The following is a 25,965-nucleotide window of genomic DNA, read 5'->3' as shown; positions in this document are numbered from 1 at the left end:
ATATATAATATTACTTTTTTTGAAAAGTAATAGATAAAATTAAAGGATAAACATGTCAAAAGTATTAAAAGAAAAAAAAGTTGCTAAAATAGCAAAAAAAGTTGCTACAAAAGCTACAAAGAAAAAAGCAGATGCTAAAAAATTAGCTAAAAAAATTACTAAGAAAGTAACAAATTTAAAACTATCAAAACCAAAAAAAGCTAAAACTGCTGCTAAAAAAATCGCTAAAAAAGCCTCTTAAATAACATTTGCCTAAAGAATTTATATTTTTTAGGCAATTTTACTTGACATTTATTACTAATTAGTAGTATAATTCTCACATGGATTCAAAATGAACTAGATTTTATTTTGTAATCTTTCATAACTATGAATTATAAAATTCTTATAATGTTTTCAGAAATTGTTGCTTTGAAAAAAGTTAAATACAAATACTACTAATTAGTAATTAAAAAGGAAAAAAATGAATATTGTAAAATTAGGACTAATCTCTATCTTAACAGCAGGTGCATTATTTGCAGGAACTTATAATGTTGATGTAACTCACTCAAACCTTGGATTTAAAGTTAAACACTTAATGATTTCAAATGTAACTGGAAAATTTGATAAGTTTAATGGTTCTTTTGTTTTTGATGAAAAAGCTAATACATTGACAAGTTTAAAAGGTACAGCTCAAGTTGCTTCTATCAATACTGAAGATGCAAAAAGAGATGGACATTTAAAATCTGCTGATTTCTTTGATGCTGCAAACCATCCAGAATTAACATTTGATTTAGAAAAAATTGAAGGTGACAAAGCATATGGGAAACTTACTATTAGAGGTATTACTAAATCTGTAGAATTTGATTATGACAATAATGGAACAGTTACTGATCCTTGGGGAAATAAAAGAGTTGGTTTAGAATTATCAGGAAAAATCAATAGAAAAGACTTTGGTCTTAACTGGAACAAAGCATTAGAAGCTGGTGGAGTTTTAGTTGGAGAAACTGTTAAAATCAATATCGAATTAGAAGGTGTTTTAGCAAAATAAAACATCCAGATGTTACCAGGTTATTTACTTGGTAACATCTAAATAGTCGAACTTTTTAAAAGAGTTTAAAATATATAATAATATTTAAGGAATAAATTATGATATTAATATTTGTAGCAAGTTTAAATGAAAATATGAAATTAGCAAAAAATTTACAAGAACAATTGAAAAATGAAAATCTAAATAGTGAAATAATTAATTTAGTTGAATTAAATCTACCTATGTATGATACATTAAAAGAACAAAATGATGGTATTCCCACAAAGATTAATGAATTATCAGAAAAAATGAATAAGGCAGAAGGATTTATATTTATTTCACCTGAGTACAATTTTTCACTACCACCAGTATTAGTAAATACCATTGCTTGGCTTTCAAGAATAGGTGATGACTTTAGAACACTTTTTACTCTTAAAAAAATACAATTAGCAACACATGCAGGTAGTGGTGGGCAAGATGCTTTAAATGCTATGAGAACACAATTTACAAGACTTAATGCAATTGTATTACCAAGAGAAATTCTAACAACATATACAAAAGCATTAAATCTTGAGAGTTCACAAAGAATTATTAGTCAGTTTGCTAGTGTAGTAAAAGGATAAATTATGTTAAAAAAACTCTTAAAAGAGAATATGGGAACATCAAATCTTGGTTGGTTGGAGAGTCGTTTCCATTTTAGTTTTGCAGAATATAGAAATCCAGATAATGTAAATTTTGGAGTTCTAAGAGTGATAAATGATGATATTATACATCCAGATAGTGGATTTGGTACTCACCCACATGCAAACATGGAAATAATCTCTTATGTTATTGATGGAGAGATTACTCACAAAGATTCTATGGGAAATGAAGAAACCCTTAAAAGAGGAGAAGTCCAATATTTAAGTGCAGGAGATGGTATTTATCACAGTGAATATAATTTAAATAAAAGTGAAGATTTAAGACTTTTACAAATTTGGATTATCCCACCAAAAAGCTCTTTACCAAGACTTTACGGTTCAAAAAGATATTTAAAAGAAGATAGAGAAAATAGATTATTAAATATAGTCTCTTCAGAAAAAGGTGATGCAGAAATTAAAATTCACCAAGATGTGAATTTTTATGTAAGTGAATTAGAAAAAGATAAAACAATTGAGTATAAAATCGATAAAGATAGACAAGTTTATTTTGTACAAATTGAAGGTACTTCAACAATTAATGGCATTGAATTAAATTATGGTGATGCTATGGAAATCACTAAAGAAAATGAAATTACTATTAGTGCTATTTCAAATTCTCATTTCTTATTTATAGAAATGAAGGAAGCCTAGGCTTTATTTATTAAAATTAAAGGAAAAAGAATGGTAAAAACTTATGGAGAAAGAACAGATAAATCGATGAGAACGGTTGTTAGATTAGAAAAAGCATCACTCAAAATAACAAATAAAACTCTTTCTTACTTATCTCAACATGGACTTACTTTTAATCAATTTAAAGTTCTAGAAGTCCTATACCATAGGGGTGATTTAAATATAAGTTCTATAACAAAACTTACTATGAGTACTCCTGGAAATATAACTGTTGTAGTAAAAAATTTAAAAAGAGATGAATGGATTACTTCAATAAAAGATCCAAATGATAATAGAGCATCAATTTTAACAATTACACAAAAAGGTAAAGAAATTATAGAAAAAGTATTTCCGGAACATTCAAAAAATTTATATAAATATATGGAAATACTAAGTGACGAAGAATTAGATACTTTATACAACTTAGTTAATAAAGTTTACAAAGCGAATTAAAGGAAAATAATGTTCCCAAGTTTATATGTATCACATGGAAGTCCTGCCTTATCAATAATGGAAAACAGTACTACTTCATTTTTAAAAAATTTATCATCAAATTTTGATAAACCTAAATTTATCTTAGTTGTTTCAGCCCATTGGCTCACTAAAGATTTGAAAATATTATATGAAGAAAGTCCTCATACAATACATGATTTTTATAATTTTCCAAAAGAATTATACGAGTTAAAATATGAAGCAAAAAGTGACTTAAAAAAATGTGATGAAATAATAAATTTAATTGAAAGCTCTGGAATAAAAATAGAAAAAGATACTTCAAGAGGTGGATTTGATCATGGAGTATGGTCACCTCTGAGTTTAATATATCCAAATGCAAATATTCCAATTATTCAACTGTCTTTACCTTTAAATTTTGATTCTAAAAAACTTTTTGAACTAGGAGTTGTTTTAAATAAATTAAGAGAAGATACCCTAATTATTGCAAGTGGTGCTATGACTCATAATATTATGAACTCAAATTGGGAAGATGAAAATGCAAAGCCTACTTCGTATGCAAAAGAATTTAGAGATTGGGTTGTTGAAAATATTCAAAAAGGCAATGTTGAGTCTTTATTAAATTATGAAAAAGAAGCTCCAAATTTACAAAAGAATCATCCCTCAAAAGAGCATTTTTTACCTTTATTTGTAACTTTTGGTGCCTCAAATAATCATATTGGAGAATCCTTACATAACATTTATATGTATGGAAACCAATCTATGGATACAATAATATTTAAGAAATAATCGATTAATAATAGTATTGTAGACTTTTATTGTTGGTTTTTAGAATAACAAGTTTTAGGTTCTTATTTATTATATAAAAGGAGTACATATGAATCAATTATCAATTATCCCTATAGAAAATGGCCCTTTGAAAATTTCAAACTTAAGTAATAAAACTTTAAAAAATATAATATTTTATGACACTTTGCCCATTACATTAGAAAAAAGCATTTTTATTTGCAGATGTGGAAAATCTAAAAACCAACCTTCTTGTGATGGAACTCACTTAAAAGATAATTTTACTTCAGAAAAAAAATTAAATGAAGAGATTATTCAAGTTTATAATTCAAAAGATGTAACCGTAACTTTTAATCGCTCTATTTGTGCAGGAAGTGCACAATGTGTTAAAGAGTTTCCGACCATTTATAGCTCGGAGAGTTCACAAGACTGGATTAACTTAGATGCAGAAACAACAGAAGAAATAATCAAGTCAATTGAAGCCTGTCCGTCTAGTGCCTTATCCTATTCAATAGAAAATGAACAAATTATGCAAGATTATGAGAAAGAAAATATCAATATACTAAAAAATGGTCCAATTACTGTAATTGGAGCAGTTGATTTAAAAATTGAACACTGGTCATCATTTGCCAATAAAACTAAATTTACCCTATGCCGTTGTGGAGCATCAGAAAATAAGCCCTTTTGTGACTATTCCCATGCTTCACTAAAAGATTCTTCATACACTTTTTAAAAAGCATAAAAAAAGGTAAGCCAAAAAGAGCTTACCTTTAAAAGAAAGAAATAAAAGACTAGATAAATTCTACGCCTTTTTCACCTTCAGCTATTTCTCCTATAACATAACCATCAGTATTAGCTAAGATTGCATCTACATTTGCAGGGTTTACAACTAAAACCATACCAACACCCATATTAAATGTTCTATACATCTCTTCTACTTCAACATGCTTAGACATAAATTCAAAGATTGGTAATACTTTGATCTTACTTCTATGCACTACTGCTTTAAAATTATCTGGTAAAACTCTTGGTAAGTTTTCAGTAATACCACCACCAGTGATATGAGCTAAAGCATTTATGTTTTCTTTGTTTGCTTTGAACTCTTTTACATAAATTCTAGTTGGCTCTAATAATACATCTTTTAATGGTTTTCCTTGAAAATCATCATCTAAAGACATACCAAGTTTTTCAAGTAATAGTTTTCTTACAAGTGAAAAACCATTTGAGTGAACTCCTGAAGAAGGAAGTGCAATTAAAGTATCTCCAATAGAGATTTTATCTATTCTATTTAACTCATCTTTTTCAGCAATCCCCACACAAAAACCAGCTAAATCAAAATCACCTTCTTTGTACATTCCTGGCATTTCAGCAGTTTCCCCACCTACAAGTGCACATTCACTTCTAATACAACCCTCAGCTATTCCTTTTACAACTTGTGTTGCTTCTTCAACTTCTAGCTTTGCTGTTGCATAATAATCTAAGAAAAATAGTGGCTCACCAAAATTGCATAATAAATCATTTGTACACATAGCAACTAAATCAATACCAACTGTGTCAAATTTTTTAGAATCAATTGCTAATTTTAATTTTGTTCCAACACCATCAGTTCCTGAAAGTAATACTGGTTTTTTGTAACCACTTGGTAACTCAAAGGCACCTGCAAAAGAACCTATTCCCCCAAGTACTCCAGGGATCATTGTTGATTTAACATATGGTTTAATATTTTCAACAAATTGATTTCCTGCGTCTATATCTACACCAGCATCTTTGTAACTAACTGTGCTCATTCTTCACCTTTTTTTTTATTTTTACAATTAAAATAATTATCTTTTATTAATTTAAAAATTTTTCGCTATTATAACGAAAATTTAATAAAATAAAAGGACTAATAATGTCAAGTGTTGAAAACAAAAACTTTGCTTTTAATGAAATGATTGTTCATGTTCCCCTGTGTACGCACAAAGAACCTGAAAATATTTTAGTTATAGGAAACTGTGACGAAGAATTAAAACAAGAAGTTGCAAAACATAAAGTAAATGTAGAATATGGGGATATTTCTTTATTAAACTCTAAAAATGAAAAAAATATTGATGTAATAATTTTAACTGATATAAATATTGATGAAATAGTTTTAGCAAATATTCAAAGAGTTTTAAAAGATGATGGATTAATTTCATATAAAACTGATAGTTATTCTAAAGATGCAGATAGATTAAAAAATGATTTAACAATCACAGGAGCTAACTTTTGGATTTGTATGCCATATAGTTTTGGACATACAACTTGTGTATTAGCATCTAAAAAATATCATCCAACAGCTGATATTATTTTACAAAGATCTGATTTACTTGTGGACTTAAACTACTATTCTACAGAGATTCAACATGCATCTTTTGTATTTCCAACTCATATTCAAAAAGAGTTAACAGGTATTGCAAAGCGATAAGCTTTGCAGTACAAAACTCCTTCCCCTTTTAAATTAATCAATTTTATTGTAAAATCTAATAATGAATAATGAAACATTTAAATATGCTGTGGCATTAACAGGTGGTATAGCCACAGGTAAAAGTACAGTTTGTAGTCTTTTTAAGCTACATGGTTTTTTAACAATTGATGCAGATAAAATAGCACATAAACTTTTAGACAGACATAGTAGTAAAATAGCTTCAATGTTTGGGCAAGAGTATGTAGAAAATGGAAAGGTTCTTAGAAAAAAACTAGGACCAATCATATTTTCAAATCAAAAAAATAAAGAAAAATTGGAAAACTTTATTCATCCTTTAATAAAAGAAGAGATAGAAAAAGAGTCTAAAATATTTGAAGAACAGGGTAAACCATATCTTATAGATATTCCTTTATTTTATGAAAAGATGAATTATCCTATCAAAAAATCTTTAGTAGTTTATACACCAAAAGAGATACAAATAGATAGATTGATGCAAAGGGATAATATAGACAAAGAAGAAGCGAAATTAAAAATTTCAAATCAAATGGATATAGAAGAAAAAAAGAAATTAGCAGATTTAGTAATTGATAATTCAACAAATTTAAGAAATCTTCAAAAAGAAGTTGAACGAGTTATAGGAGAACTTATATGACATATACAAAATACAGCGCCAGTGGAAATGACTTTGTAATATTTCACACACTAATAAAAAAAGACTATTCACAAGATGCTATAAATCTATGTAATAGAACTGAGGGTATTGGTGCAGATGGACTAATTGTTATTGTTCCAAATCAAACAGCTGATTTTGAATGGCTTTTTTATAATAGTGATGGTAGCGATGCTGCTATGTGTGGAAATGGTACAAGAGCAGTGGCACACTATGCTTATAATAATGGCTTAGCTCCTTCAAATATGAAATTTCTAACACAAGCTGGATTTATACAATCAATTGTTGATGGAAATATTGTGGAAACACAAATGACTAAACCAATTGTAATAAAAGAAGAGTTTGAACAAGAGGGTTTGACTTGGTATTTAATTGATACAGGAGTTCCTCATTTAGTAACAATCGTTGATGATTTGGATAAATATGACCATGACTTATGCGCAAAAATGAGATACGAACATAATGCAAATGTAAATTTTGCAAAAATTGAAGATGAAAAAATATTTGTTAGAACCTATGAACGAGGTGTTGAGGGTGAAACTTTAGCATGTGGAACAGGAATGGTTGCATGTTTTTTAAGAGCAAATACTTTAGGATTGGTAGATAGTAAATCTTTCGTTTATCCAAAAAGTAAAGAAGAATTAACAGTGAGTATAAAAGATGGTGAGCTCTTTTTCAAAGGTGCAGTAAAAAAAGTTTTTGTAACAGAGATATAAAAAATAATATGAAAAAAATCTTATTTTTACTTTCAACTTTCTTTCTAATCAATAGTTATGCTGCAACTACTGGTTTCCCAGATGAATATTATGATATGAGAGCAACTACTAAAAAGCAAGACTACTTTTTTGACTACTTATATCCATACATTGAACATGCTAACAAAAAGATATTAAAAAATAGAAAATTTATCTTAAAAATGAGATTAGATAAACATTTTAGTAGAAGAAGTGAAAATATAGAAAGACTTAGATTAATAGCTAAAAGATACAGAGTGGATAATATTTATGATTATAAAAAACTTTTACTTAGAGTAAATATTATACCACCCTCTTTAGCTTTAGCTCAAGCTGCTGTTGAAAGTGGTTGGGGAACAAGTAGATTTGTTAGAGAAGGAAATAATCTATTTGGACATTGGACATATGGTAAAAATGGAGAAAAAGGAATGGTTCCTCTAAATAGAGATCCTAATGCTACACATATGGTAAGAATATTTGATTCATTTGAAAATTCAATCTATTCATATATGTTAAATTTAAATAGAACAAATGCCTATACTTCATTTAGAATGTTGCGTTCTCATTTCCAAAAAATGAGAAAAAAATTATCTGGTTTAGTTTTAAGCCAAACCTTAATAAACTACTCTCAAATAAAAGAAAGATATCTAAAAATATTAAAAAGTGTAATAGAAAGAAATGACCTAGAAGAGTATGATAAAAAATTCTACAAAAACTTAAAAAAGGATAATAATGAAATTTGGAACTCCCTTAAAATCTAATTCAATTAAAATAATGCTACTTGGAAGTGGTGAACTTGGTAAAGAAGTTATAATTGAAGCTCAAAGATTAGGTATTGAAACTATTGCAGTTGATAGTTATAACAATGCTCCTGCACAACTTGTGGCGAATAAAGCATATACAATCAATATGAAAAATAAAAATGAAATATTAGATGTAATTAGAAGAGAAAAACCTGATTATATTTTGCCTGAAGTTGAAGCTATTAATATTGATGCTTTATTTACTGCTGAAAAAGAAGGATTTCATGTAATCCCAAATGCCGAAGCTGTAAATAAAACAATGAATAGAAAAAACATACGAGAATTTGCAGCTGAAGAGTTAGAAATACCTACAAGTAAATATAAATTTGTAAAAAGTTTTGATGAGCTAAAAAGTGCAGCAGAATATATTGGTTTTCCTTGTGTTATTAAGCCAGTAATGAGTAGTTCGGGACATGGTCAAAGTATTGCAAAAAGTACTAAAGAATTAGAAAAATCATGGGAAATTGCAAAAGAAGCTAGAGGTGATGCTAGTGAATTAATTGTAGAAGAGTTTATAAAGTTTGATTATGAAATAACTCTTTTAACAGTAAGAAATGAAAAACAAACTATTTTTTGTGCACCAATTGGACATATTCAAAAAGATGGTGATTATATTTTTTCATGGCAACCAATGAAAATGAGTGATAAAGCAATCAAAAAATCAGAAGAGATAGCTAAAAAAATCACTGATGGTTTAGGTGGTAGAGGTATTTTTGGAGTTGAATTATTTGTAAAAGGTGATGAAGTTTATTTTTCTGAAGTAAGCCCAAGACCCCATGATACAGGAATGGTAACTATGATTACTCAATCTCAAAGTGAATTTGCACTTCATGTAAGAGCAGTATTAGGATTGCCTTTAAATTATATTCAATATGGAGCAGGGGCAAGTGCTGCATATAAAGCTGTAGCTGATACTTTTAATCCTATTATTGATATTAAAGATGAAGCATTCAGTGATAATTCATTTGTAAGAGTTTTTGGAAAACCACAATCACATGTGGGAAGAAGAATGGCTGTAGCACTTACTTTTGATAAAGATTCAAGTGATAAAGCCCTTAAAAATGCAAAAGAGATTATAAAAAATTTCTCTGATTGCTAAAAGACTCTCTACTTTTGTAGAGAGTTAATATTAAGATTTTTTCAAAAAACAAGTTTTTAAAAAAATTCTAACTCCATTTACTTTACCTTCAATGTGAGTTGGATCATCACCTAAAGATATTCCTTTTACAACTGTTCCTCTTTTTGCAGTAAATCCAGCACCTTTTACTTCTAAGTCTTTTATAATAGTTACACTATCACCTGAGTTTAAAGTAACCCCATTACTATCTTTTACAACTTCACCAGTAGTAAGTCCAGCTTCTGCCCACTCTAAAGTTTCAGGTTCTAAATACATCATCTCAACTAAATCTTGAGCCCAACCTTCATCAATTGATAAATTTTTTAATAATCTATAAGCCACAACTTGTACAGCTGGAGTTTCGCTCCACATAGAATCATTTAAACATCTAAAGTGATTTGAATCCATTTTAGACTCATCTTCAATTTGCTCTTTACATGTAGAACATACTACGATTTTCTCATCTTTTGGTGCAACTTCAATTGCCTCAAGACCATCACTTGCTCCACAAAGTTCGCAAACACTACCACTTCTATCTAAAAGATCCTTCTCTATACTCATTAAACTTCCTTATTCTTTTTTTGTATTTTAACATCTTTTTCAAAAAATAAACAAAAACAGATAAACAAATACTCCAGTTATACAACTAAGTAGCAAAAAAACAAAAGTAATCTTCCCCTCTCGCATATGGGTTGAAGCTTTTATTTCTTCTATTTTACCTCTTTGATATAAACCCATAGATTTTATAAATAACCTTATCCACAATACAGCAGCAATCAGTGCAATTATTATATGAAAAATCAAATATCCTACTAAAAAACCGTGTGGCATATTACTTTGTTTGGCAAACTCAAAAAAGCCACCATCAATTCTAATCATAATTTCAAAAAATACCAATACTAAGATTGTCAAAACTAAAATAAAACCTTGAGAATAAAAGTGTAATTTATATTGCTTATTTTTAGCAAGAAATATACTACCCATCACAAGAAAGGGCAATACAGAAAAAAAGACTAACATCACATTCATATGAAGTGGTATTATATTATTACTTACAGTTTCCATTTAAGTCCTATTTATTGGCTTTTAAATCAGATCTCAAAGCTAGTTCAGCTGGATAAGGATTTAAAAATTTTTGTTTTTTTAAGTATTCGATATCATATCTACTTATATATATTTTGAACATCTTAACTATGGTTATAAGAGGAATAATTCCATCTTTATACTCGTCCATACTTACAAGTAATAACTCTTTTTCTTCTTTTGAAATATGCTTTTTAAAATATCCAAAAATATGAAGCAAGACATTGTAAGTTTTATTAATAGTACTTTTTTCGCTTATTGCTTTTAAAAAACTTTGTTTGTATTCAGCTAAAATCTCTTCTAAAGACTTTTTCTCATGATTTGCAACAATATGTCCTAATTCTTTATAAAATTCTTGAGATTTTGCATAAATTAAATATTTATATGAAGTATGAAACTCTACTAAATCATTAAACTCAATATCATCTTTTTTTAATAACTCATGTAAATCTCTATAAGAAAAAATTTGCATTAAGAAGTTCTCTTTTAACCAAGCATCATTAAGTCTACCCTCTTCTTCTAGGGGTAAATAAGGATAAAATTCTTTTATTCTTTTTGCAAAAAGTCCAACACCCTCTTTTTTACTTGGGGCATTTTTTTCTTGGTAAACTTTTACTCTTTCCATTCCACATGTAGGTGATTTTGATTTTAAAATAAATCCACAAATATCATCATCTGCTATTTGTTTTGCACAAGAAACAGAGATATCATCTAATTGTTTAGTTACATCTTTTTCCCCATTTGAAGTAGTAACTTTTATATCTTCACCATTTCGAACCAATCTAATAGTCTCCCTTGGTGTACCAAAAATAATACTCTCAGGACAATAAGGCACTATTTCAAAATATTTTTGAAGTATATTAACCACAAAAGCATCTCTTGAATGAGCTCCATCGTAACGACAGAGATTTCCTATCAAACACGAAGATATTCCTAATTTCATAATCTTTCCTTACCTTTTTATAAAAGATTATACATTAATTCAAAAGTTTTTCATATGTCTATAAGAACACTCTATGCTCTATTTTTTCTTTTTTAGTTTCTCTTTTAAAATTATTTTACCACTTTCAACACCTGGTTGGTCATAGGCATTTATAAATAAAAACTTCCCAACAATTGAAGTTAGTAATTCATATACATACATAAGTTTTGCTAAACTAAAGCCATCAACTTTATCCATAGTAATAGTATCACATGGAATATCTTGTAAATCATGTACTGCTTCTATTGTGGCATCTGCTTGGTGATTTATTAGCTCAGAGAATTTTAAATTATTGATATAATCAAGTTCTTCTAAACCTTTTAATTTTACATCGGGAATTTTTGAGTTATCAGCAAAATCTTTTATTTTAATAAAAGTAACCGTTTTATCCCTTTTCCCTTGAATAATTAGCTGTAAAAAACTATGTTGATCTACAGGTCCTAATAAACCAATTGGTGTCAAACCTTGATGAGTATTATCTTTGTCAATTTTCCCTAAGCTTTCTCCCCATAATTGCACATACCATTTATTAAATCCCTCAAGTTCTGAAGCATAAGAAAAAACTACATTGTTATTAAACTTATGTTTGTATTCTGCCATAAATCTAGCTTTTGTCATTATTCTTTTATATAAAGCTTCTTGTTCAAAATATTCACTATAAGCCTCTTTACAGCCATCTAATAATCTGTCAATATCTATTCCAACAATTGCTAAAGGTACAAGTCCTACAGTTGAAAATACAGAAAATCTTCCACCAACATTTTTTGGTATTTCAAATGTTTTTATATCATTACTTTGGGCAAAATCATTTAGCTTACTATCCGTCTCTGTTATTATCAAACAATTATTTTTATCAATCTTAACTTTTGAATAAAGATATTTAAAAACACTTATTGTCTCAATAGTTGTTCCTGATTTACTAATAACGATAAATAGTGTATTGTCTAAATCTAATCTTTCCAATCTTGTATTTATATCAATTGGATCAGTTGATTCAAAAAAATAAAGCTTTTTATCAAAGTTATGGGTTCTAGTTAAAAAACTATAAATAGCAAAAGTTCCTAAAGTACTTCCACCTATTCCAATTATTGCTATATCTTTTTGCTTGACAGTTTGAGCATACTCTTTTATTAAAGTTGTATCTTGAAAAGGTAAATTATAATAACCTATATCTTGCTTCTCTTTTTTTATACTTTCGAAAATCTCACTATCAGAAACTCTTGGACTAAAATTTGCACTATAATTCATCTTTTATCCTTTTATACTTTGTGTTACTATCTCTTGAGCTTGAGCTAAAATAAGCTCCAAATGCTCACTACTTATAAAGCTTTCCGCATATATTTTATATATATCTTCTGTACCTGAAGGACGCGCAGCAAACCAACCATTTTTGGTAACCACTTTTAAGCCTCCAATGGATGCTTTATTACCCTCTGCTTTGGTAAAAATATTTTCGATAAGTTCCCCTGCAAGCTCTTTTGATACTATATCTTCAACACTTAGACTTTTTAGTTTAGCTTTTTGTTCTATCGTTGCGGGGGCATCGATTCTTTTATAATATGAAGTTCCATTTTTCTCTTCTAACTCTTTATAAATAGTTCCAGGGTCTTTTTTTAGTTTTGAAGTAATCTCAGCTGCTAATAAATTTAAAATTATTCCATCTTTATCAGTTGACCAAACACTTCCATCAAATCTTAGAAATGAAGCTCCAGCACTCTCTTCTCCTCCAAAGCCTAAAGTTCCTTCATAAAGACCATCAACAAACCATTTAAAGCCAACAGGCACTTCATAAAGCTTCTTATTAAGCATCTTTGCAACCCTATCTATCATAGAACTTGAGACTAATGTCTTCCCAATGCCTAATTCATCACTCCAAGGTCTATTTGAAAATAAATACCAAATAGCAACAGAGAGATAATGATTTGGATTCATAAGCCCAACAATTGGAGTTACTATTCCATGTCTATCAAAGTCAGGATCATTTGCAAAAGCTAATTCATACTTATCTTTTAAGCCTATTAATGAAGCCATCGCATCTTTTGATGAACAATCCATTCTAATCTTACCATCATGGTCGCAAGTCATAAAAGAAAAAGTTGGATCAACTTTATCATTTACAATTTCAAGATTTAAACCATAAATCTCTTTTATCTTTTTATAAACTTCTATTCCAGAACCGCCCATTGGGTCAACGCCAATTTTAAGATTTGATTTTTTAATACAAGCCATATCAATAATAGTATCAAGAGCTTTTACATAAGGAGTTATAAAATCAAACTCTTCTACAAATAAAGAACCATCTAACTCTTCAATTGGGACTTTTTTTACATCCTTTAAACCATTTGCCAAAATCTCATTTGCTCTATTTTCTATGATAGTTGTAATATCACTATCAGCAGGTCCACCATTTGGTGGATTATATTTAAAGCCACCATCACTTGGTGGATTGTGAGAAGGAGTTATTACAACTCCATCATTTAAAATTTCACTATTTTTATTAGCTTCTAAAATAGTAAAGGAAATTACAGGAGTGGGAGTGAAGTTTTTATTTTGGGCAATTTTACATTTTACTTTATTTGCTACAAATACTTGTAATGCTGTTGTTTGAGCAGGAATTGAGAGGGCATGAGTATCTATTCCTATATATAAAGTTCCAGTTATTTTTGCATCTTTTCTATATTCACATAAGGCTTGAGAAATAGCTAAGATATGGTCTTCATTGAAACTTGTTTTTAGAGAACTTCCCCTATGTCCAGATGTACCAAAACTAACTTTTTGACTTACTTCATTTATATTTGGTTTATTCTCATAATAAGATGAGAGTAGTTTTGGAATATCTTCTAATATCTCTTTGGGTGCTTTTTTTCCTGCTAATTCATTTGCCAAAATAATCTCCTTTTATTTTATTTTTGCCAGTGCCTCAATACATAACTCTGTAATCTTATCAAAATCACCACTTTTTATAATATCTTTTGGAATAATCCAAGTTCCACCTACACATAAAACATTTTTTAAAGATAAAAAGTCATTTAGATTTTCTATATTAACTCCACCAGTTGGACAAAACTTCATTTTTGGAAAAGGTCCTTGAAAAGCTTTTAAAATATCAACTCCTCCACTTATTGTTGCAGGGAATAATTTGCAATTATAAATACCATTATTTTGAGCAAGCATAACTTCTGAAGCAGTTGCAATTCCTGGAATAATTGTCATCTTATATTTTTTTGCACTATCTATTAACTCTTGAGAAATTCCAGGAGAAAATACAAATTTTGCACCCACTGCTTTTGCTTCCATCAAATCAACATTATTGCAAACTGTTCCAGCTCCCACATTCATAGAGGGCATCTCTTTTGAGATAAGATTAATAGCTTTAAGTCCAGCTTCTGTTCTTAAAGTTATCTCCATAATATTTATTCCACCCTCACTTAAAGCTTTTGCTAAAGGCAAGGCATCTTTTATATCATCAAGGGCAATAACTGGTACTATTGGTGATATTTTCATTACATCATTTGCATTCATAAGTTTTCTTCTCCTACAAGTTTAAAAATAGTTGCTCCGGTTTCACTTGAACTTACATTTTCTCTAATACTTGAAAATAGTTCTCGTCCGAAACCATGTCTATTTTTTTCTAAATTTATCTGTTTAATTTCTCTTTTTTCTAAAACTTCTTTATCAATTAAAAGTTTTATAGTGCCATTTTTTACATCCATCTCTATCATATCACCATTTTCAATTTTTGATAGAAGTCCACCTTCAATAGCCTCAGGATAAAGATGTATTGCAGAGGCAACTTTTCCAGAAGCACCTGACATTCTACCATCTGTTATAATCGCTACTTTAAAACCTTTATCTTGTAAGGCTCCAAGGGGAGGCATTAGTTTATGAAGTTCTGGCATTCCATTTGCCTTTGGCCCTTGATATCTTATAACTGCAATAAAATCTTTTTCTAGTTTTCCTTTTACAAACTCTTTTTGTAACTCTTCTTGTGAATTAAATACAACTGCTGGTGCTTTTATATAAAGATACTCTTCTTTTAAAGCTGAAGTTTTTATAACACTTTTACCAAGATCTCCAACTAAAAGTTTTAATCCACCCTCTTTTGAAAAAGGAGTTTTAGCACTTGAGATTACTTCTATATTTTTTGAACTTTTTTCTCCATCATTAAAAATCAGTTTATCATTTTGTAAAACTGGTTCTTTGATAAAATTATCTAAACCATATCCAACAACTGTTTGAACATCATTATGAACTAAGTCTAAGTCAAGAAGTTGTGCTATAACTACACTCATTCCACCCGCATCTCTAAAGTGATTTACATCTGCACTTCCATTTGGATACATTTTACAAAGTAATGGCGTAACTTTAGATATCTCATCAAAATCTTCCCATCTTAGAACTATTCCAGCTGCTTTTGCCATGGCAATTAAATGTATTGTATGGTTTGTTGAACCTCCTGTTGCCATAAGTCCAATAATTGCATTTACAAAAGTTTTTTCACTTACAATGTCAGAGATAGACACTCTTTTCTCACATAAGTTTATAAGTGTTTGGGCTGATTTTTTTGTCAAGGCATATCTTAAAGGAGTATTTGCATTTACAAAAGAGCCATTAGGAAGTTGTAATCCCATCATCTCCAAAAGCATTTGATTTGAATTTGCTGTCCCAAAAAAAGTACAGGTTCCACAACTATGGTATGAAGCTTTTTCTACTTCAAAAAGTGCTTTTTCATCTATTTTATTTTGGGCAAATTCTTGTCGCACCTTTGCTTTTTCTTTATTTGAAATACCAGAAGGCATAGGACCAGAAGGTACAAAAATAGCTGGCAAATGTCCAAAACTCAAAGCTCCTATCATAAGTCCTGGTACGATTTTGTCACAAATTCCTAAATAAAAAGCTCCATCATAAGTATTATGACTCAAAGCGATTGCCGTTCCCATAGCTATATTATCCCTAGAAAATAGTGATAATTCCATCCCTGCTTGTCCTTGGGTAACTCCATCACACATAGCTGGAACTCCACCTGCAACTTGAGCAGTTGAGCTATATTTTAAAAGCTCTTTTTTTAAGATATCTGGATAGGCAGCATAGGGTTCATGGGCTGATAACATATCATTATATGCTGTTACAATTCCCATATTAAAAGATTTCATATCACTTAAATATGCCTTTTCTTCATCGCTCATTGGAGCAATGGCATGGGCTAAATTAGCACAATCTAAAGTTGCCCTATTTACACTATTTTTTTTGGCTTCATTTATTCTAGATAAATAAATCTTTCTACTTTTTTGTGATCTTTTTATTATTTTGTTTGTTACTTCTTCTATTATTTTATTCATGAGTAATAAACCTTTATTTTTTTATCAGTTTGATTTAAAACTGAACTAATTGGATATTTATACATATCCTTTGCATTTATAGCACTATTGTAAACTTCAAGCTTTTCTTTTCCTTCTATATGTAATATTATATTTTTAGCTTCTAAAATTTTCTTCAATGTTAAACTCATTCTTGTATAAGGAACTGTTGTTGGTTCAATTGAGATACAAAATTTCTCATTTGTTAAATCATAAGCCTCTTTTAGCCTTTCATTATTAGGAAATAATGAGGCAGTGTGTCCATCAGTACCCATACCCAAAACCAAAACATCTACTTTTTCAAACTCATTTTCATATATTTTCGAAGAGATACTTTGGGCAGACTCTGCACTTATTCCTTTTACATAAAGTCCAATAAAATGGGCTTTTATAGCAAGATTCTTAAGTAGGTTTTCTTTTACTAAAAGCTCATTTCTATCTTTAGAATCATTTTCAACCCATCTTTCATCTACTAATCCTATGGTTACCTTTTCCCATTGAATATTTATGTTTGAAAGTTTTTGAAAAAATAGCTTTGGCGTATTTCCACCTGATACTAAAAGTGTTGCTTTACCATTAGATTCTATACTATTTTTTAGTATTAATGCTATATCTGTGGCTAAGTTTTGAGCCAATTCTTCACTTGAAAAAAATTCTTTAAAATCATTCATCATTCCAACTTCTTCCATCTTTTGCGATTAGCTGAATAGCCGCGCTTGGTCCATCACTTCCGGCTGTATATGTTTTCATAGGAGATAAATTCTTTTCCCAACCATCTATAATCTTATCTGCCCATTTCCAAGCAGTTTCCACCTCATCAAGTCTCATAAAAAGCGTTGGATTAGAACGAATTACATCTAAAATAAGTCTTTCATAGGCATCTGGTTTTCTATGGCTATTATGAGGTGAGTTTAGTTCTAAATCCACTTGTTGAAGTTTCATGCTATCACTTAAACCAGGAATTTTATTCATAAGTTTTAACTCAATACTCTCTTTTGGTTGTAAAGTTATTACTAATCTATTTGCATTTATTGAAGTCTCATCTCCACCAAAAATAGAGTGAGGAATAGTTTTAAACTGTATTACAATCTCCGAATTTCTTTTTTGAAGTCTTTTACCACTTCTTATGTAAAAAGGAACTCCATTCCATCTCCAGTTATCTATGTCAACTCTAATGGCTGCAAATGTTTCTGTATTACTTCCTTCTTCTTTGCCATCTAAATACCCAGGGACACTTGAACCATCTGAAGAACCAGCTTTATACTGAGCCCTTACTGTTTTACTTTTTATATCTTCATCATTTATATTTCTAAAAGAGCGTAATACTTTTACTTTTTCATCCCTTACACTATTTGCTTCAAGTGAACAAGGAGGCTCCATAGCTATTAAACAAAGTAGTTGCATAAGGTGATTTTGAATCATATCTCTTAAAGCTCCATACTCATTATAATAACCCCAACGATTTTCAACACCAACACTTTCTGCAACTGTTATTTGCACATGGTCTATGTGGTTAGAATTCCAAAGTGGAACAAAAAGTCTATTTGAAAATCTTAAAGCCATAATATTTTGAACAGTATCTTTACCTAAATAGTGGTCTATTCTATATATTTGGTCCTCTTCAAAATAGTTTAAAACCTCTTTATTAATCTCTTGTGATGATTTTAAATCCCTACCTAAAGGCTTTTCTAGTACAACTCTTGTTTGTGGTGTTATTAAATCCCAATGATTCAATGACTTACAAATAGTTCCAAAAAAATCAGGTGAAGTTGACAAATAATTTATTCTTTCTCGATCACTGTGCTCATTTAAAATATTTTGTAACTTTTCATATGAATTTTCATCTGAAAAATCTATTGTTACCATAAAAAGTTGCTTTTTAAAGGTTTCAAAAAACTCTTCGTCAAGCTTTTCTTCACTTATAAATTCACTTAATTTTTCTTCTATAAGTTTTATATGTTCTTCTACGCTAATCTCTTTTCTTGAGACTGTTATTATTCTACTTTCACTTGATATATAGCCATCTTTACATAAATGATAAAGTGCAGGCATGAGTTTTCTAAATGCTAAATCCCCATGTCCACCAAAAAGTATAAAATCACATAGATTATTTTTTGTATTCATTTTATTTCTTTTTATTCTCTAAATTATAAAAATAGTTTGTAGCTTCAACAAAACCATCAACACTTCCACAATCAAATCTTTTACCTTGGAATTTATATGCCATTACCATGCCTTTTTTCGCTTGTGTACATAAAGCATCGGTAATTTGTAACTCTCCATTTTTCCCAGGCTCTGTATTTTTTATAACTTCAAAAATATCAGGTGTTAGAATATACCTTCCAATAACTGCCAAGTTTGATGGAGCTTTATCATTATCAGGTTTTTCAACCATATTTGATACCATAAATACACCATCTTCTATTTGATTTCCTTCTATCACCCCATATTTATGAACATCTTCAAGAGGTACTTCCATACAAGCTACGATGCAACATTTGTATTTATTATATAGTTTTACCATTTGGGCTAAAATTCCATCACCCTTTGGATTTACACAAAGGTCATCTGCTAAAATTACTGCAAAGGGATTAATGTCTCCTACTAAAACTTTACCCTTATAAATAGCATCCCCTAAACCTTTCATCTCATTTTGTCTAGTATAAGTAAATGTACATTTATCAATAATATTTCTAATATCAGCTAACATCTTCTCTTTAGATGAACCTTGTATTTGGTGTTCTAACTCATAAGAGATATCAAAATGATCAGTTATTGCTCTTTTCCCCCGACCTGTAATAACAGACATAATATCGCATCCAGCTTCCATAGCCTCTTCAACTCCATATTGGATAAGTGGCTTTGTAAGAACTGGTAACATCTCTTTTGGCATAGCTTTTGTTGCAGGAAGAAATCTTGTTCCATATCCTGCTGCTGGAAATAGACAACTTGTTATTGTTTTATCTTTATTGTTCATTTATTTATCCTTTTATCTTTTTTAAATTTTGCCTTTTAGCCACATAATTTGGTATGGCTCTAATTTTATTTCATTCATTTTTTCTGTTTTCTCTTCATTTTTTGACATACAGTTTGAAGAAAGTATATCACAAAGTGGTAAGGAAATAGAATCAGGTAAGGTACAGATAACCTCTTCATTTGAGAAATTATGTATTGCTACAATTCTATTTTCATTCCCACAACAAGACTGATCTATGACAAAAAGTCTATCATCTAAATCTAAAATTTCAAACTCTCCAAATGGATTAAAGGCTTCTTCACTTATTCTTATTGAGATAAGTCTTTTATAGGAATCAAACATAGTCTTTGCAAGAGTTCCTTGACTTGAAAGCTCATTTTCAAGCCAGTCAATATTATATTTTTCCCTATTTATTGTACGATTTACTCCTGTATGTTTAACTCCATCATGATAATTCCTAGAGCCCACAAGAGAGTGGAAATAAATACCAGGAACTCCAGGCATTGCTAAAACAGCAGCTTGAGTTACTAGCATTCTTTTTATACTTAAATATTGGTCTTCATTGGGGTTTGTCAAAGCATCAATATATGAACAGTTTAACTCATATGGAGTTTGACTTCCATCTTCTTCTGCCCTATAAGATACTAATCCTCCATGCTCTTTTACAGTTTTTACTAGATACTCAATCTCTTCATCTTCTAGAATCCCTTTTACTGGACGCATTCCTATTCCATCATGACTTGCTGTAAAATTGAAAAAACAAACCTTATCATTTGGTAAGGTCAAGGTCTTAGCCCATGCTGTTAATTTTGTAGTATTTGAGTTTAATATTGAGTGAAGTAATAAAGGAGGTAAAGCAAAATTATATACCATCTGAGCCTCATCGTCACCACTTCCAAAATATGAAATATTTTCATTATGTGGAACATTTGTTTCTGTGATAATTATAACCTCAGGTGCAACTTCATGAAGAACTTCTCTCATTAGTTGTATTAACTCATGGGTTTGAGGAAGATGAACGCATGAGGTTCCTATCTCTTTCCAAATAAAAGCTATGGCATCAAACCTTATTAAAGTAGCCCCCTTTTCAATATAATAAAAAAGAGCATCTAAAACATTTCGTAAAACCCTATGACTTTTATAATTTAAATCAACTTGGTCTTTACTAAAAGTTGTCCAGATATTTTTTATCTTTCCTTCATCATCTATAAACTCACTTAAAAGTGGCGTTGCTCTTGGACGAACAACTTTACTTAAATCAATTGAAGGGTCTACATTTATAAAAAAATCTTGGAAATAAGGATCCCCCGATAAATAAGCTTTAAACCAATCAGAAAATTGTGAAATATGATTTATAACTCCATCTACCATTAATCTATAATCTTTACTTATAGACTCTATTTCTCGCCATGAACCCATATGAGGATCAACTGCATTATAATTTACAACAGAAAATCCATCATCACTTGAATATGGATAAAAAGGCAAAATATGAATAGAGTTTATTACACCTTTTAGATGGTCATTCATAAAGTTATTCAAAGTCTCTAATGAGGGCTCATGATATTTAGATACTTGGTCACCATAAGTTATCAAAATAATATCTTTTTGACTTAGACGATAATCACTTGGTTTAATTCTTTGTTTATATTTAAAAATCAAATCAATGATATCATTAACAGCCCTTTGTGCAATCTCTTCAGGATAAAGTTTATGCAGCCTTTTATTTATAGTATGTTTGGGATCTGATATATGTTTTGGACCTTTCATTCATTATCCTCCTTTACATATTTATTAAATTTTGCAGAAAAATCAGGCATAACAGAACGAACTGTAATCCAAGGCGATAAAGATGGAATTCCCATTGGATCCTCATAAAACTCTGCAGCTGCAGCTTTTATTGCATCTTGAAAAGTCTTTACAGCCTCTATTTCTTTTTCTCTATTATAATCTAAGGCATTTAATTTACTTAGTGCATTAAACTTCGATATTTCAAATCTTGATTCTTGAAAATATGTAGCAAGTAGAGTTTTAAAAGAACTAGAAGAAAAAACCACTCCTTCTTGAGCCATAACTCTAAAAAGGGTCTTAGCAATATCATTTGCCATTTTGTAAATACCACCACCCTCTTCTTGACTACTTAGCTCTTGGTGTTTATGTTCATAAGTTTCCATTATCTCTGTTTGACAGATTCTTCTATTTGAAGTATTTTTATAAACTTCACTTAGAGTAGAAACTTCTAATCCCCAAGTGGGAGAAATACCAATACCTCGACCAAGAGATCTTATAAATGAAAATTCTCCTGATAATGAATACCTAAAACTCTCCATATAATCCAAATATCTATTTCCCCCATAAACTTTTTTAAGTGAATTTATCAAAGGCGTATAAAGTAATCTTGTTGCTCTTCCATGAAGTTTATTTGTAACCCTTGAGTAAAATCCTTTATTAAATTCAAAATCAAGTGCGGGATGCACTATTGGGAAAAAAAGTCTTGCTGGAATTTCTCTATTATAATTTACAATATCACAATCATGAAGAGCAAAAGCATATGCATCTTTATCTGCTAGTCCATATCCCATCATTGTCCATACATTTCTTCCTTTTCCTGGTGTTTCAAGTCCTGGAAATCCCTCTTTTGTCATATCTTCATAAAGCTCTTTTATCTTTGGTCCATCATTCCATAAGATATCAACTTTACAAGGAAGTATTGACATAAGTTCTTTGACCTCTTCAAACTGCTCTTTTGTAGCTTGATCAAGGCCTAAAATAATCTTATAAAGGTATTTTACACTTTTTAATTCTTCTATAATTTTATGCATAGCTGGAGTTTGAAACTCTGAATAAAGCGCAGGAAGTAAAAGAACCATTCTTCTTCTTTGACTAAACTTTAAAAGCTCTTTTTCCATATCTTCAAGTGTTCTATCACCTAGCTTTTGTAAAGTAGTTATTACACCATTTTGAAAAAAATCAGACATTTTTATCTCCTTTGTTTTTGTTTATAAGTATAATCACAATATCAAGCATATTATTATGTGTTGGACCTGGTTTTAAAAGTTGATTTAATTTATCAAAAAAAGTATTTGAATCAAAATTTTTCATATAAGCTTTTATATCTAAGTTTAACTCTTTTACTTTTTTTAGACTATCTTTATCTATTATTGCACCACTTGCATCTGAATTTCCATCTATGCCATCACTTGCAGCACTTAAAAAAATTATATCTTCATCTTTTGGGTAAGAATCTAAGAAAGATAAGACAAGGTGTTGATTTCTTCCACCTTTTCCATTACCACTAACATTGACAGTTGCTTCTCCACCAAAAATAAAACAACCTTCTTGTTTTTCTTTACAAAATTGTAAAAGATTTTTACATACTATTTCAACATCATCATCTATTTTTTCATCTACTATGATTGGATTTAGATTTTTCTTTTCTAAAAGATTCTTAGCAACATTGAGTAAAATATCATTTGAACCAATAAGATAATGTTTTACATTTGAAGATTCACTTTTAGGGGTCTCTAAATCTTTTGAATTAAGGGCTTTTTTAAGGTAGTTTTGAACAGAGTTTGGTACTTTTTCAAAGATATTATATTTTTTCAAAGCATCAAAAGCATCTTGAAAAGTGGTGCTATCAAAGTAAAGTGGTGCAGAACCAATAGATTCTAACTTATCTCCTAAAACATCACTTAGAGTTAAAACAACTCCTTTTGCTTTTGTAAATCTTGCTAATCTTCCACCTTTTACTTGTGAAATATGTTTTCTCACACAATTTATTGATTCTATTGGCATAGAGTTTTCTAACATTAGTTTTGTTGTTTCTTGAAACTCTTCAAGGCTTATTTCATCTGCTGGAAGTTCTACTAAAGCAGAGTTTCCACCTGATAATAAATATATAAAAAAGTCATCTTCATCTAAAGCTTCAAACTCTTTTACTAGAGCCTTTGCTCCTTCTACACTTTTAACACTTGGTATTGGATGGGTACTTTTTATATATGTAAGGTTTTGTTTTTTAAAATTATTTTCATATGCTCCTACTAAAAGAGCTTTTTCGATTTTATCTTCCATGATTTCATATAATGCTTCAGCCATACTAAGGACTGCTTTTCCAGAACCTAAGATATGAATCTTTCTATTTTTTGGTATCTCAATAGATTCACTATTTATATAAAATCTATCATCTTCAAACTTACACTGTTTTTTGATAAGTTTTTGTGGATTAATCTCTTCTAATATCGATACAAAAATATTTTCTAACTCTTTTTTATTTAACATTTAAAATCCTTTTTAGACTATCATTCCAACCCTTTGGACCAATAAATCTTGACTTTGTAAGATTATCTATTTCACACTTTATAAAAGTGCCATCATATTTTTTTATTAAAATTGGTATGTCTACACACTTTAACATGGTGATATCATTTTCCCCATCACCTAAAGCAATTGTTTTAAAACTTTTATTATACAAGTTTTCATAATACTTTTTCATCTCAATTACTGCTTTTGCCTTATCTTGACCCAGTGTAATTAAGTGATAAAATCTTCCACCTTTTACCACATCAAATCCATCTAATAAAGCTAGTTGTTTCAACTTTTCTATTTTTGTTTCATCTTTTAAAATAAAAGGTTCACTAAAAGTTCTTTTTTTTGCTTTTTTTGCTTTATCTTTTGAAAGCCCTGTGTACAGAGAAACTTCTTCCTCATCCATTTCATGGAAGCCTTTGATAGGGAATTCTTTTGAATACTTTTTAAATGCAATAATTGTAGTTTCATAACTTTTCCCTAAGGAAATAAGTTCGAACTCTTTTCCTTTTGGAATAAATATTCCAGCCCCATTTTCTATAATAAAAGGAAAAGAAACACTTAGTCTTTTTTGTAGCTCTATAACCTCATCTTTTGTTTTACTTGTGACGATTATAAGAGGTATTTTTTGCTTACATATAAAGTCAAGCATCTCTTTGGCTTCATTAAGTTCATAAGTTTTATGATCCAAAAGTGTCCCATCTAAATCTGTAAAAATCAAATAATCTGTTTTAGTATCTTTTTGTAACATTACTTTAGTATATCTTATCCTTATATTTAATTTAAAGTTTTCTCTGTATAAATTTTATACAATATATAATTATACAAAATAATTTATATTAGTATTCTATATATTTAATAATATATTATTTTTTTAAATGTTATGATAAAATCTTTTACTATTATTTTAACTAAAAAAAGAAATGAGCACATGCATATAAGAAAATTTTTAATTATCTTTTTATTCACTTTTCTATCATGGGTAAATCTGTATGGTGAAAATACTAAAAATAAAAAATTTGTATATTTAGTTGATAATTTAGAAATTCCTTTTTGGCGAATTATGGAAAAAGGTATTAAAAAAAGTTGTGATACTTTTGGCTATGATTTAAAGGTACTTGATTCTCATAATAATCAAAAAAAAGAATTAGAAAATACCGTAAAAGCTATAAAAGACAAAGTTGATGGAATTATACTTTCACCTATAAACTCATACTCTGCTGAAACAATCTTAAAACTTACAAAAAAAGCAAATATTCCAGTTGTTATTTCTGATGTAGGGACAAAGAATAATGACTATGTATCTTATATCTCTTCAAATAATAAACTAGGAGCATACAATCTTGGCATATATCTTATAAAAGAGTTAACAAAAAAAGGTTATAAAGAGGGCAAAGTTGGAATTATAGCTCTTCCCCAAAAAAAACTTATTACCCAAGAAAGAACAGCTGGTTTTATAGAAGCATTAGAAAAATCTCCTTTTAAAAGTGCTGATTTAAAACAAGTTAAGACAAGAACAGAAGAAGAGACTTATATCTTAGTAAAAAATATGATAGAAAAATATCCAGATTTACATGCAATTTGGCTTCAATCTTCAAAAACTTATAAATCAGCTATAAAAGCAATTAACGATTATAATAAACAAAATGAAATCTCATTAATTACCTTTGATTTAGAACCTGATTTTTTAGAATTAATCCCTAAAAATATAATATTAGCAGCAGCAGTACAGCAACCTTTTATTATGGGAGAACTAGCCATAGAACAAATGAATAATTATCTAAAAGAAAAAAAAGTACAAAAAGAAGTACAACTCCCAGTGAATATAATTACGGCTAATAATATAAAACAAAAAACTTATTTTATTGAACATAATGTTTTAGGCAGGGGAAGTAATTAA

Annotated in this window: 28 protein-coding genes; 13 read left to right on the top strand and 15 right to left on the bottom strand. The window is 29.3% G+C overall.

All coding sequences use genetic code 11. The features are described from left to right. Window positions 1-52: 52 nt before the first annotated feature. The 7 genes from LXN10_RS07810 (at window position 53) to LXN10_RS07780 (ending at window position 4,324) form a co-directional block, all read left to right on the top strand. On the top strand, window positions 53-241 hold the full coding sequence (locus LXN10_RS07810) for a hypothetical protein (protein ID WP_129101661.1): 189 nt from the start codon (window positions 53-55) through the stop codon (window positions 239-241). A gap of 219 nt (window positions 242-460) precedes the next feature. Beyond that, complete coding sequence (locus tag LXN10_RS07805; RefSeq protein ID WP_375725292.1) at window positions 461-1,027, top strand: YceI family protein; 567 nt, start codon at window positions 461-463, stop codon at window positions 1,025-1,027. 98 nt (window positions 1,028-1,125) lie between these two features. Further along, entirely contained in the window at window positions 1,126-1,629 is a 504-nt protein-coding gene (locus LXN10_RS07800; protein ID WP_375725291.1) for an NADPH-dependent FMN reductase, read from the top strand. A gap of 3 nt (window positions 1,630-1,632) precedes the next feature. Beyond that, complete coding sequence (locus LXN10_RS07795; RefSeq protein WP_375725290.1) at window positions 1,633-2,337, top strand: pirin family protein; 705 nt, start codon at window positions 1,633-1,635, stop codon at window positions 2,335-2,337. 30 nt (window positions 2,338-2,367) lie between these two features. Then, window positions 2,368-2,808, top strand: coding sequence for a MarR family winged helix-turn-helix transcriptional regulator (locus tag LXN10_RS07790; RefSeq protein ID WP_375725289.1), 441 nt, complete (start codon window positions 2,368-2,370; stop codon window positions 2,806-2,808). A gap of 9 nt (window positions 2,809-2,817) precedes the next feature. Further along, window positions 2,818-3,594 (top strand): DODA-type extradiol aromatic ring-opening family dioxygenase, encoded by a 777-nt coding sequence (locus tag LXN10_RS07785; RefSeq protein ID WP_375725288.1) that lies wholly within the window; start codon window positions 2,818-2,820, stop codon window positions 3,592-3,594. 88 nt (window positions 3,595-3,682) lie between these two features. Then, window positions 3,683-4,324 (top strand): CDGSH iron-sulfur domain-containing protein, encoded by a 642-nt coding sequence (locus LXN10_RS07780; protein ID WP_375725287.1) that lies wholly within the window; start codon window positions 3,683-3,685, stop codon window positions 4,322-4,324. A gap of 58 nt (window positions 4,325-4,382) precedes the next feature. On the opposite strand, the gene purM is transcribed toward LXN10_RS07780, so the two are convergent. Beyond that, on the bottom strand, window positions 4,383-5,378 hold the full coding sequence (purM, locus tag LXN10_RS07775; protein WP_375725286.1) for a phosphoribosylformylglycinamidine cyclo-ligase: 996 nt from the start codon (window positions 5,376-5,378) through the stop codon (window positions 4,383-4,385). A gap of 104 nt (window positions 5,379-5,482) precedes the next feature. On the opposite strand from purM, the gene LXN10_RS07770 reads away from it, so the two are divergent. The 5 genes from LXN10_RS07770 (at window position 5,483) to purT (ending at window position 9,343) form a co-directional block, all read left to right on the top strand. Further along, window positions 5,483-6,037: a spermidine synthase gene (locus tag LXN10_RS07770; protein WP_375725285.1), complete on the top strand. Its 555-nt coding sequence runs from the start codon at window positions 5,483-5,485 to the stop codon at window positions 6,035-6,037. A gap of 61 nt (window positions 6,038-6,098) precedes the next feature. Continuing rightward, window positions 6,099-6,689 (top strand): dephospho-CoA kinase, encoded by a 591-nt coding sequence (gene coaE, locus LXN10_RS07765; RefSeq protein WP_375725284.1) that lies wholly within the window; start codon window positions 6,099-6,101, stop codon window positions 6,687-6,689. Continuing rightward, a complete protein-coding gene (dapF, locus tag LXN10_RS07760) occupies window positions 6,686-7,423 on the top strand; it encodes a diaminopimelate epimerase (RefSeq protein WP_375725283.1) in 738 nt (245 codons plus the stop codon). Before coaE ends, dapF begins: the two co-directional genes overlap by 4 nt. A gap of 8 nt (window positions 7,424-7,431) precedes the next feature. Continuing rightward, window positions 7,432-8,202, top strand: coding sequence for a glucosaminidase domain-containing protein (locus tag LXN10_RS07755; RefSeq protein ID WP_375725282.1), 771 nt, complete (start codon window positions 7,432-7,434; stop codon window positions 8,200-8,202). Continuing rightward, the gene (gene purT, locus LXN10_RS07750) at window positions 8,174-9,343 is read left to right on the top strand and encodes a formate-dependent phosphoribosylglycinamide formyltransferase (RefSeq protein ID WP_375725281.1); all 1,170 of its coding nucleotides are present in this window, start codon (window positions 8,174-8,176) and stop codon (window positions 9,341-9,343) included. The genes LXN10_RS07755 and purT overlap by 29 nt, the downstream gene beginning before the upstream one ends. Window positions 9,344-9,373: 30 nt before the next feature. Here the strand turns inward: purT and LXN10_RS07745 are convergent, their stop codons facing one another. The 14 genes from LXN10_RS07745 to LXN10_RS07680 form a co-directional block, all read right to left on the bottom strand. Next, window positions 9,374-9,922 carry a PhnA domain-containing protein gene (locus tag LXN10_RS07745; RefSeq protein WP_375725280.1) on the bottom strand — a complete coding sequence of 183 codons (549 nt, stop codon included), beginning with the start codon at window positions 9,920-9,922 and terminating at the stop codon, window positions 9,374-9,376. Window positions 9,923-9,961: 39 nt separating this feature from the next. Then, on the bottom strand, window positions 9,962-10,426 hold the full coding sequence (locus tag LXN10_RS07740) for a DUF420 domain-containing protein (RefSeq protein ID WP_375725279.1): 465 nt from the start codon (window positions 10,424-10,426) through the stop codon (window positions 9,962-9,964). A 7-nt stretch (window positions 10,427-10,433) separates the two neighbouring features. Next, window positions 10,434-11,387, bottom strand: coding sequence for a YbgA family protein (locus tag LXN10_RS07735; RefSeq protein WP_375725278.1), 954 nt, complete (start codon window positions 11,385-11,387; stop codon window positions 10,434-10,436). Window positions 11,388-11,465: 78 nt separating this feature from the next. Then, the gene (locus LXN10_RS07730; RefSeq protein WP_375725277.1) at window positions 11,466-12,674 is read right to left on the bottom strand and encodes a glucose-6-phosphate isomerase; all 1,209 of its coding nucleotides are present in this window, start codon (window positions 12,672-12,674) and stop codon (window positions 11,466-11,468) included. A 3-nt stretch (window positions 12,675-12,677) separates the two neighbouring features. Continuing rightward, complete coding sequence (gene pgm / locus LXN10_RS07725) at window positions 12,678-14,312, bottom strand: phosphoglucomutase (alpha-D-glucose-1,6-bisphosphate-dependent) (RefSeq protein WP_375725276.1); 1,635 nt, start codon at window positions 14,310-14,312, stop codon at window positions 12,678-12,680. A 12-nt stretch (window positions 14,313-14,324) separates the two neighbouring features. Then, on the bottom strand, window positions 14,325-14,948 hold the full coding sequence (eda, locus tag LXN10_RS07720; protein ID WP_375725275.1) for a bifunctional 4-hydroxy-2-oxoglutarate aldolase/2-dehydro-3-deoxy-phosphogluconate aldolase: 624 nt from the start codon (window positions 14,946-14,948) through the stop codon (window positions 14,325-14,327). Next, window positions 14,945-16,765, bottom strand: a complete 1,821-nt coding sequence (edd, locus tag LXN10_RS07715) for a phosphogluconate dehydratase (RefSeq protein WP_375725274.1) — start codon at window positions 16,763-16,765, stop codon at window positions 14,945-14,947. The genes eda and edd overlap by 4 nt, the downstream gene beginning before the upstream one ends. Continuing rightward, on the bottom strand, window positions 16,762-17,472 hold the full coding sequence (pgl, locus tag LXN10_RS07710; RefSeq protein WP_375725273.1) for a 6-phosphogluconolactonase: 711 nt from the start codon (window positions 17,470-17,472) through the stop codon (window positions 16,762-16,764). Before pgl ends, edd begins: the two co-directional genes overlap by 4 nt. Then, a complete protein-coding gene (gene zwf / locus LXN10_RS07705) occupies window positions 17,447-18,907 on the bottom strand; it encodes a glucose-6-phosphate dehydrogenase (RefSeq protein ID WP_375725272.1) in 1,461 nt (486 codons plus the stop codon). The genes pgl and zwf overlap by 26 nt, the downstream gene beginning before the upstream one ends. 1 nt (window position 18,908) lies before the next feature. Continuing rightward, window positions 18,909-19,760, bottom strand: a complete 852-nt coding sequence (gene galU, locus LXN10_RS07700) for a UTP--glucose-1-phosphate uridylyltransferase GalU (RefSeq protein WP_375725271.1) — start codon at window positions 19,758-19,760, stop codon at window positions 18,909-18,911. A 21-nt stretch (window positions 19,761-19,781) separates the two neighbouring features. Then, window positions 19,782-21,530 carry a sugar phosphorylase gene (locus LXN10_RS07695; protein WP_375725270.1) on the bottom strand — a complete coding sequence of 583 codons (1,749 nt, stop codon included), beginning with the start codon at window positions 21,528-21,530 and terminating at the stop codon, window positions 19,782-19,784. Then, window positions 21,527-22,738 (bottom strand): glycosyl transferase, encoded by a 1,212-nt coding sequence (locus tag LXN10_RS07690; protein ID WP_375725269.1) that lies wholly within the window; start codon window positions 22,736-22,738, stop codon window positions 21,527-21,529. Before LXN10_RS07690 ends, LXN10_RS07695 begins: the two co-directional genes overlap by 4 nt. Next, window positions 22,731-24,038 carry a glycerate kinase type-2 family protein gene (locus LXN10_RS07685; RefSeq protein ID WP_375725268.1) on the bottom strand — a complete coding sequence of 436 codons (1,308 nt, stop codon included), beginning with the start codon at window positions 24,036-24,038 and terminating at the stop codon, window positions 22,731-22,733. Before LXN10_RS07685 ends, LXN10_RS07690 begins: the two co-directional genes overlap by 8 nt. Continuing rightward, complete coding sequence (locus LXN10_RS07680) at window positions 24,028-24,816, bottom strand: HAD-IIB family hydrolase (RefSeq protein ID WP_375725267.1); 789 nt, start codon at window positions 24,814-24,816, stop codon at window positions 24,028-24,030. Before LXN10_RS07680 ends, LXN10_RS07685 begins: the two co-directional genes overlap by 11 nt. 180 nt (window positions 24,817-24,996) lie before the next feature. Here LXN10_RS07680 and LXN10_RS07675 point away from each other — a divergent pair, with 180 nt between their 5' ends. Beyond that, window positions 24,997-25,965 (top strand): substrate-binding domain-containing protein, encoded by a 969-nt coding sequence (locus LXN10_RS07675; protein ID WP_375725266.1) that lies wholly within the window; start codon window positions 24,997-24,999, stop codon window positions 25,963-25,965.

The sequence above is a fragment of the Arcobacter iocasae genome, assembly GCF_042214795.1.
In the GTDB taxonomy this organism is placed as follows: Bacteria; Campylobacterota; Campylobacteria; order Campylobacterales; family Arcobacteraceae; genus Arcobacter; species Arcobacter iocasae.
The sequence above is the reverse complement of the archived record's forward strand: the minus strand, read 5'-3'. Positions and strand labels throughout refer to the sequence as shown.

Coding starts and splice junctions, on each gene's coding strand:
- purT (WP_375725281.1), top strand. CDS start 8,174: ATGAAATTTGGAACTCCCTTAAAATCTAATTCAATTAAAATAATGCTA.
- purM (WP_375725286.1), bottom strand. CDS start 5,378: ATGAGCACAGTTAGTTACAAAGATGCTGGTGTAGATATAGACGCAGGA.
- LXN10_RS07730 (WP_375725277.1), bottom strand. CDS start 12,674: ATGAATTATAGTGCAAATTTTAGTCCAAGAGTTTCTGATAGTGAGATT.
- LXN10_RS07690 (WP_375725269.1), bottom strand. CDS start 22,738: ATGTCTGATTTTTTTCAAAATGGTGTAATAACTACTTTACAAAAGCTA.
- edd (WP_375725274.1), bottom strand. CDS start 16,765: ATGAATAAAATAATAGAAGAAGTAACAAACAAAATAATAAAAAGATCA.
- LXN10_RS07780 (WP_375725287.1), top strand. CDS start 3,683: ATGAATCAATTATCAATTATCCCTATAGAAAATGGCCCTTTGAAAATT.
- LXN10_RS07790 (WP_375725289.1), top strand. CDS start 2,368: ATGGTAAAAACTTATGGAGAAAGAACAGATAAATCGATGAGAACGGTT.
- LXN10_RS07740 (WP_375725279.1), bottom strand. CDS start 10,426: ATGGAAACTGTAAGTAATAATATAATACCACTTCATATGAATGTGATG.
- LXN10_RS07675 (WP_375725266.1), top strand. CDS start 24,997: ATGCATATAAGAAAATTTTTAATTATCTTTTTATTCACTTTTCTATCA.
- LXN10_RS07735 (WP_375725278.1), bottom strand. CDS start 11,387: ATGAAATTAGGAATATCTTCGTGTTTGATAGGAAATCTCTGTCGTTAC.
- LXN10_RS07695 (WP_375725270.1), bottom strand. CDS start 21,530: ATGAAAGGTCCAAAACATATATCAGATCCCAAACATACTATAAATAAA.
- LXN10_RS07745 (WP_375725280.1), bottom strand. CDS start 9,922: ATGAGTATAGAGAAGGATCTTTTAGATAGAAGTGGTAGTGTTTGCGAA.
- LXN10_RS07680 (WP_375725267.1), bottom strand. CDS start 24,816: ATGTTACAAAAAGATACTAAAACAGATTATTTGATTTTTACAGATTTA.
- galU (WP_375725271.1), bottom strand. CDS start 19,760: ATGAACAATAAAGATAAAACAATAACAAGTTGTCTATTTCCAGCAGCA.
- zwf (WP_375725272.1), bottom strand. CDS start 18,907: ATGAATACAAAAAATAATCTATGTGATTTTATACTTTTTGGTGGACAT.
- dapF (WP_375725283.1), top strand. CDS start 6,686: ATGACATATACAAAATACAGCGCCAGTGGAAATGACTTTGTAATATTT.
- LXN10_RS07785 (WP_375725288.1), top strand. CDS start 2,818: ATGTTCCCAAGTTTATATGTATCACATGGAAGTCCTGCCTTATCAATA.
- LXN10_RS07770 (WP_375725285.1), top strand. CDS start 5,483: ATGTCAAGTGTTGAAAACAAAAACTTTGCTTTTAATGAAATGATTGTT.
- LXN10_RS07810 (WP_129101661.1), top strand. CDS start 53: ATGTCAAAAGTATTAAAAGAAAAAAAAGTTGCTAAAATAGCAAAAAAA.
- LXN10_RS07805 (WP_375725292.1), top strand. CDS start 461: ATGAATATTGTAAAATTAGGACTAATCTCTATCTTAACAGCAGGTGCA.
- coaE (WP_375725284.1), top strand. CDS start 6,099: ATGAATAATGAAACATTTAAATATGCTGTGGCATTAACAGGTGGTATA.
- LXN10_RS07755 (WP_375725282.1), top strand. CDS start 7,432: ATGAAAAAAATCTTATTTTTACTTTCAACTTTCTTTCTAATCAATAGT.
- pgl (WP_375725273.1), bottom strand. CDS start 17,472: ATGGAAGAAGTTGGAATGATGAATGATTTTAAAGAATTTTTTTCAAGT.
- LXN10_RS07800 (WP_375725291.1), top strand. CDS start 1,126: ATGATATTAATATTTGTAGCAAGTTTAAATGAAAATATGAAATTAGCA.
- LXN10_RS07685 (WP_375725268.1), bottom strand. CDS start 24,038: ATGTTAAATAAAAAAGAGTTAGAAAATATTTTTGTATCGATATTAGAA.
- LXN10_RS07795 (WP_375725290.1), top strand. CDS start 1,633: ATGTTAAAAAAACTCTTAAAAGAGAATATGGGAACATCAAATCTTGGT.
- eda (WP_375725275.1), bottom strand. CDS start 14,948: ATGAATGCAAATGATGTAATGAAAATATCACCAATAGTACCAGTTATT.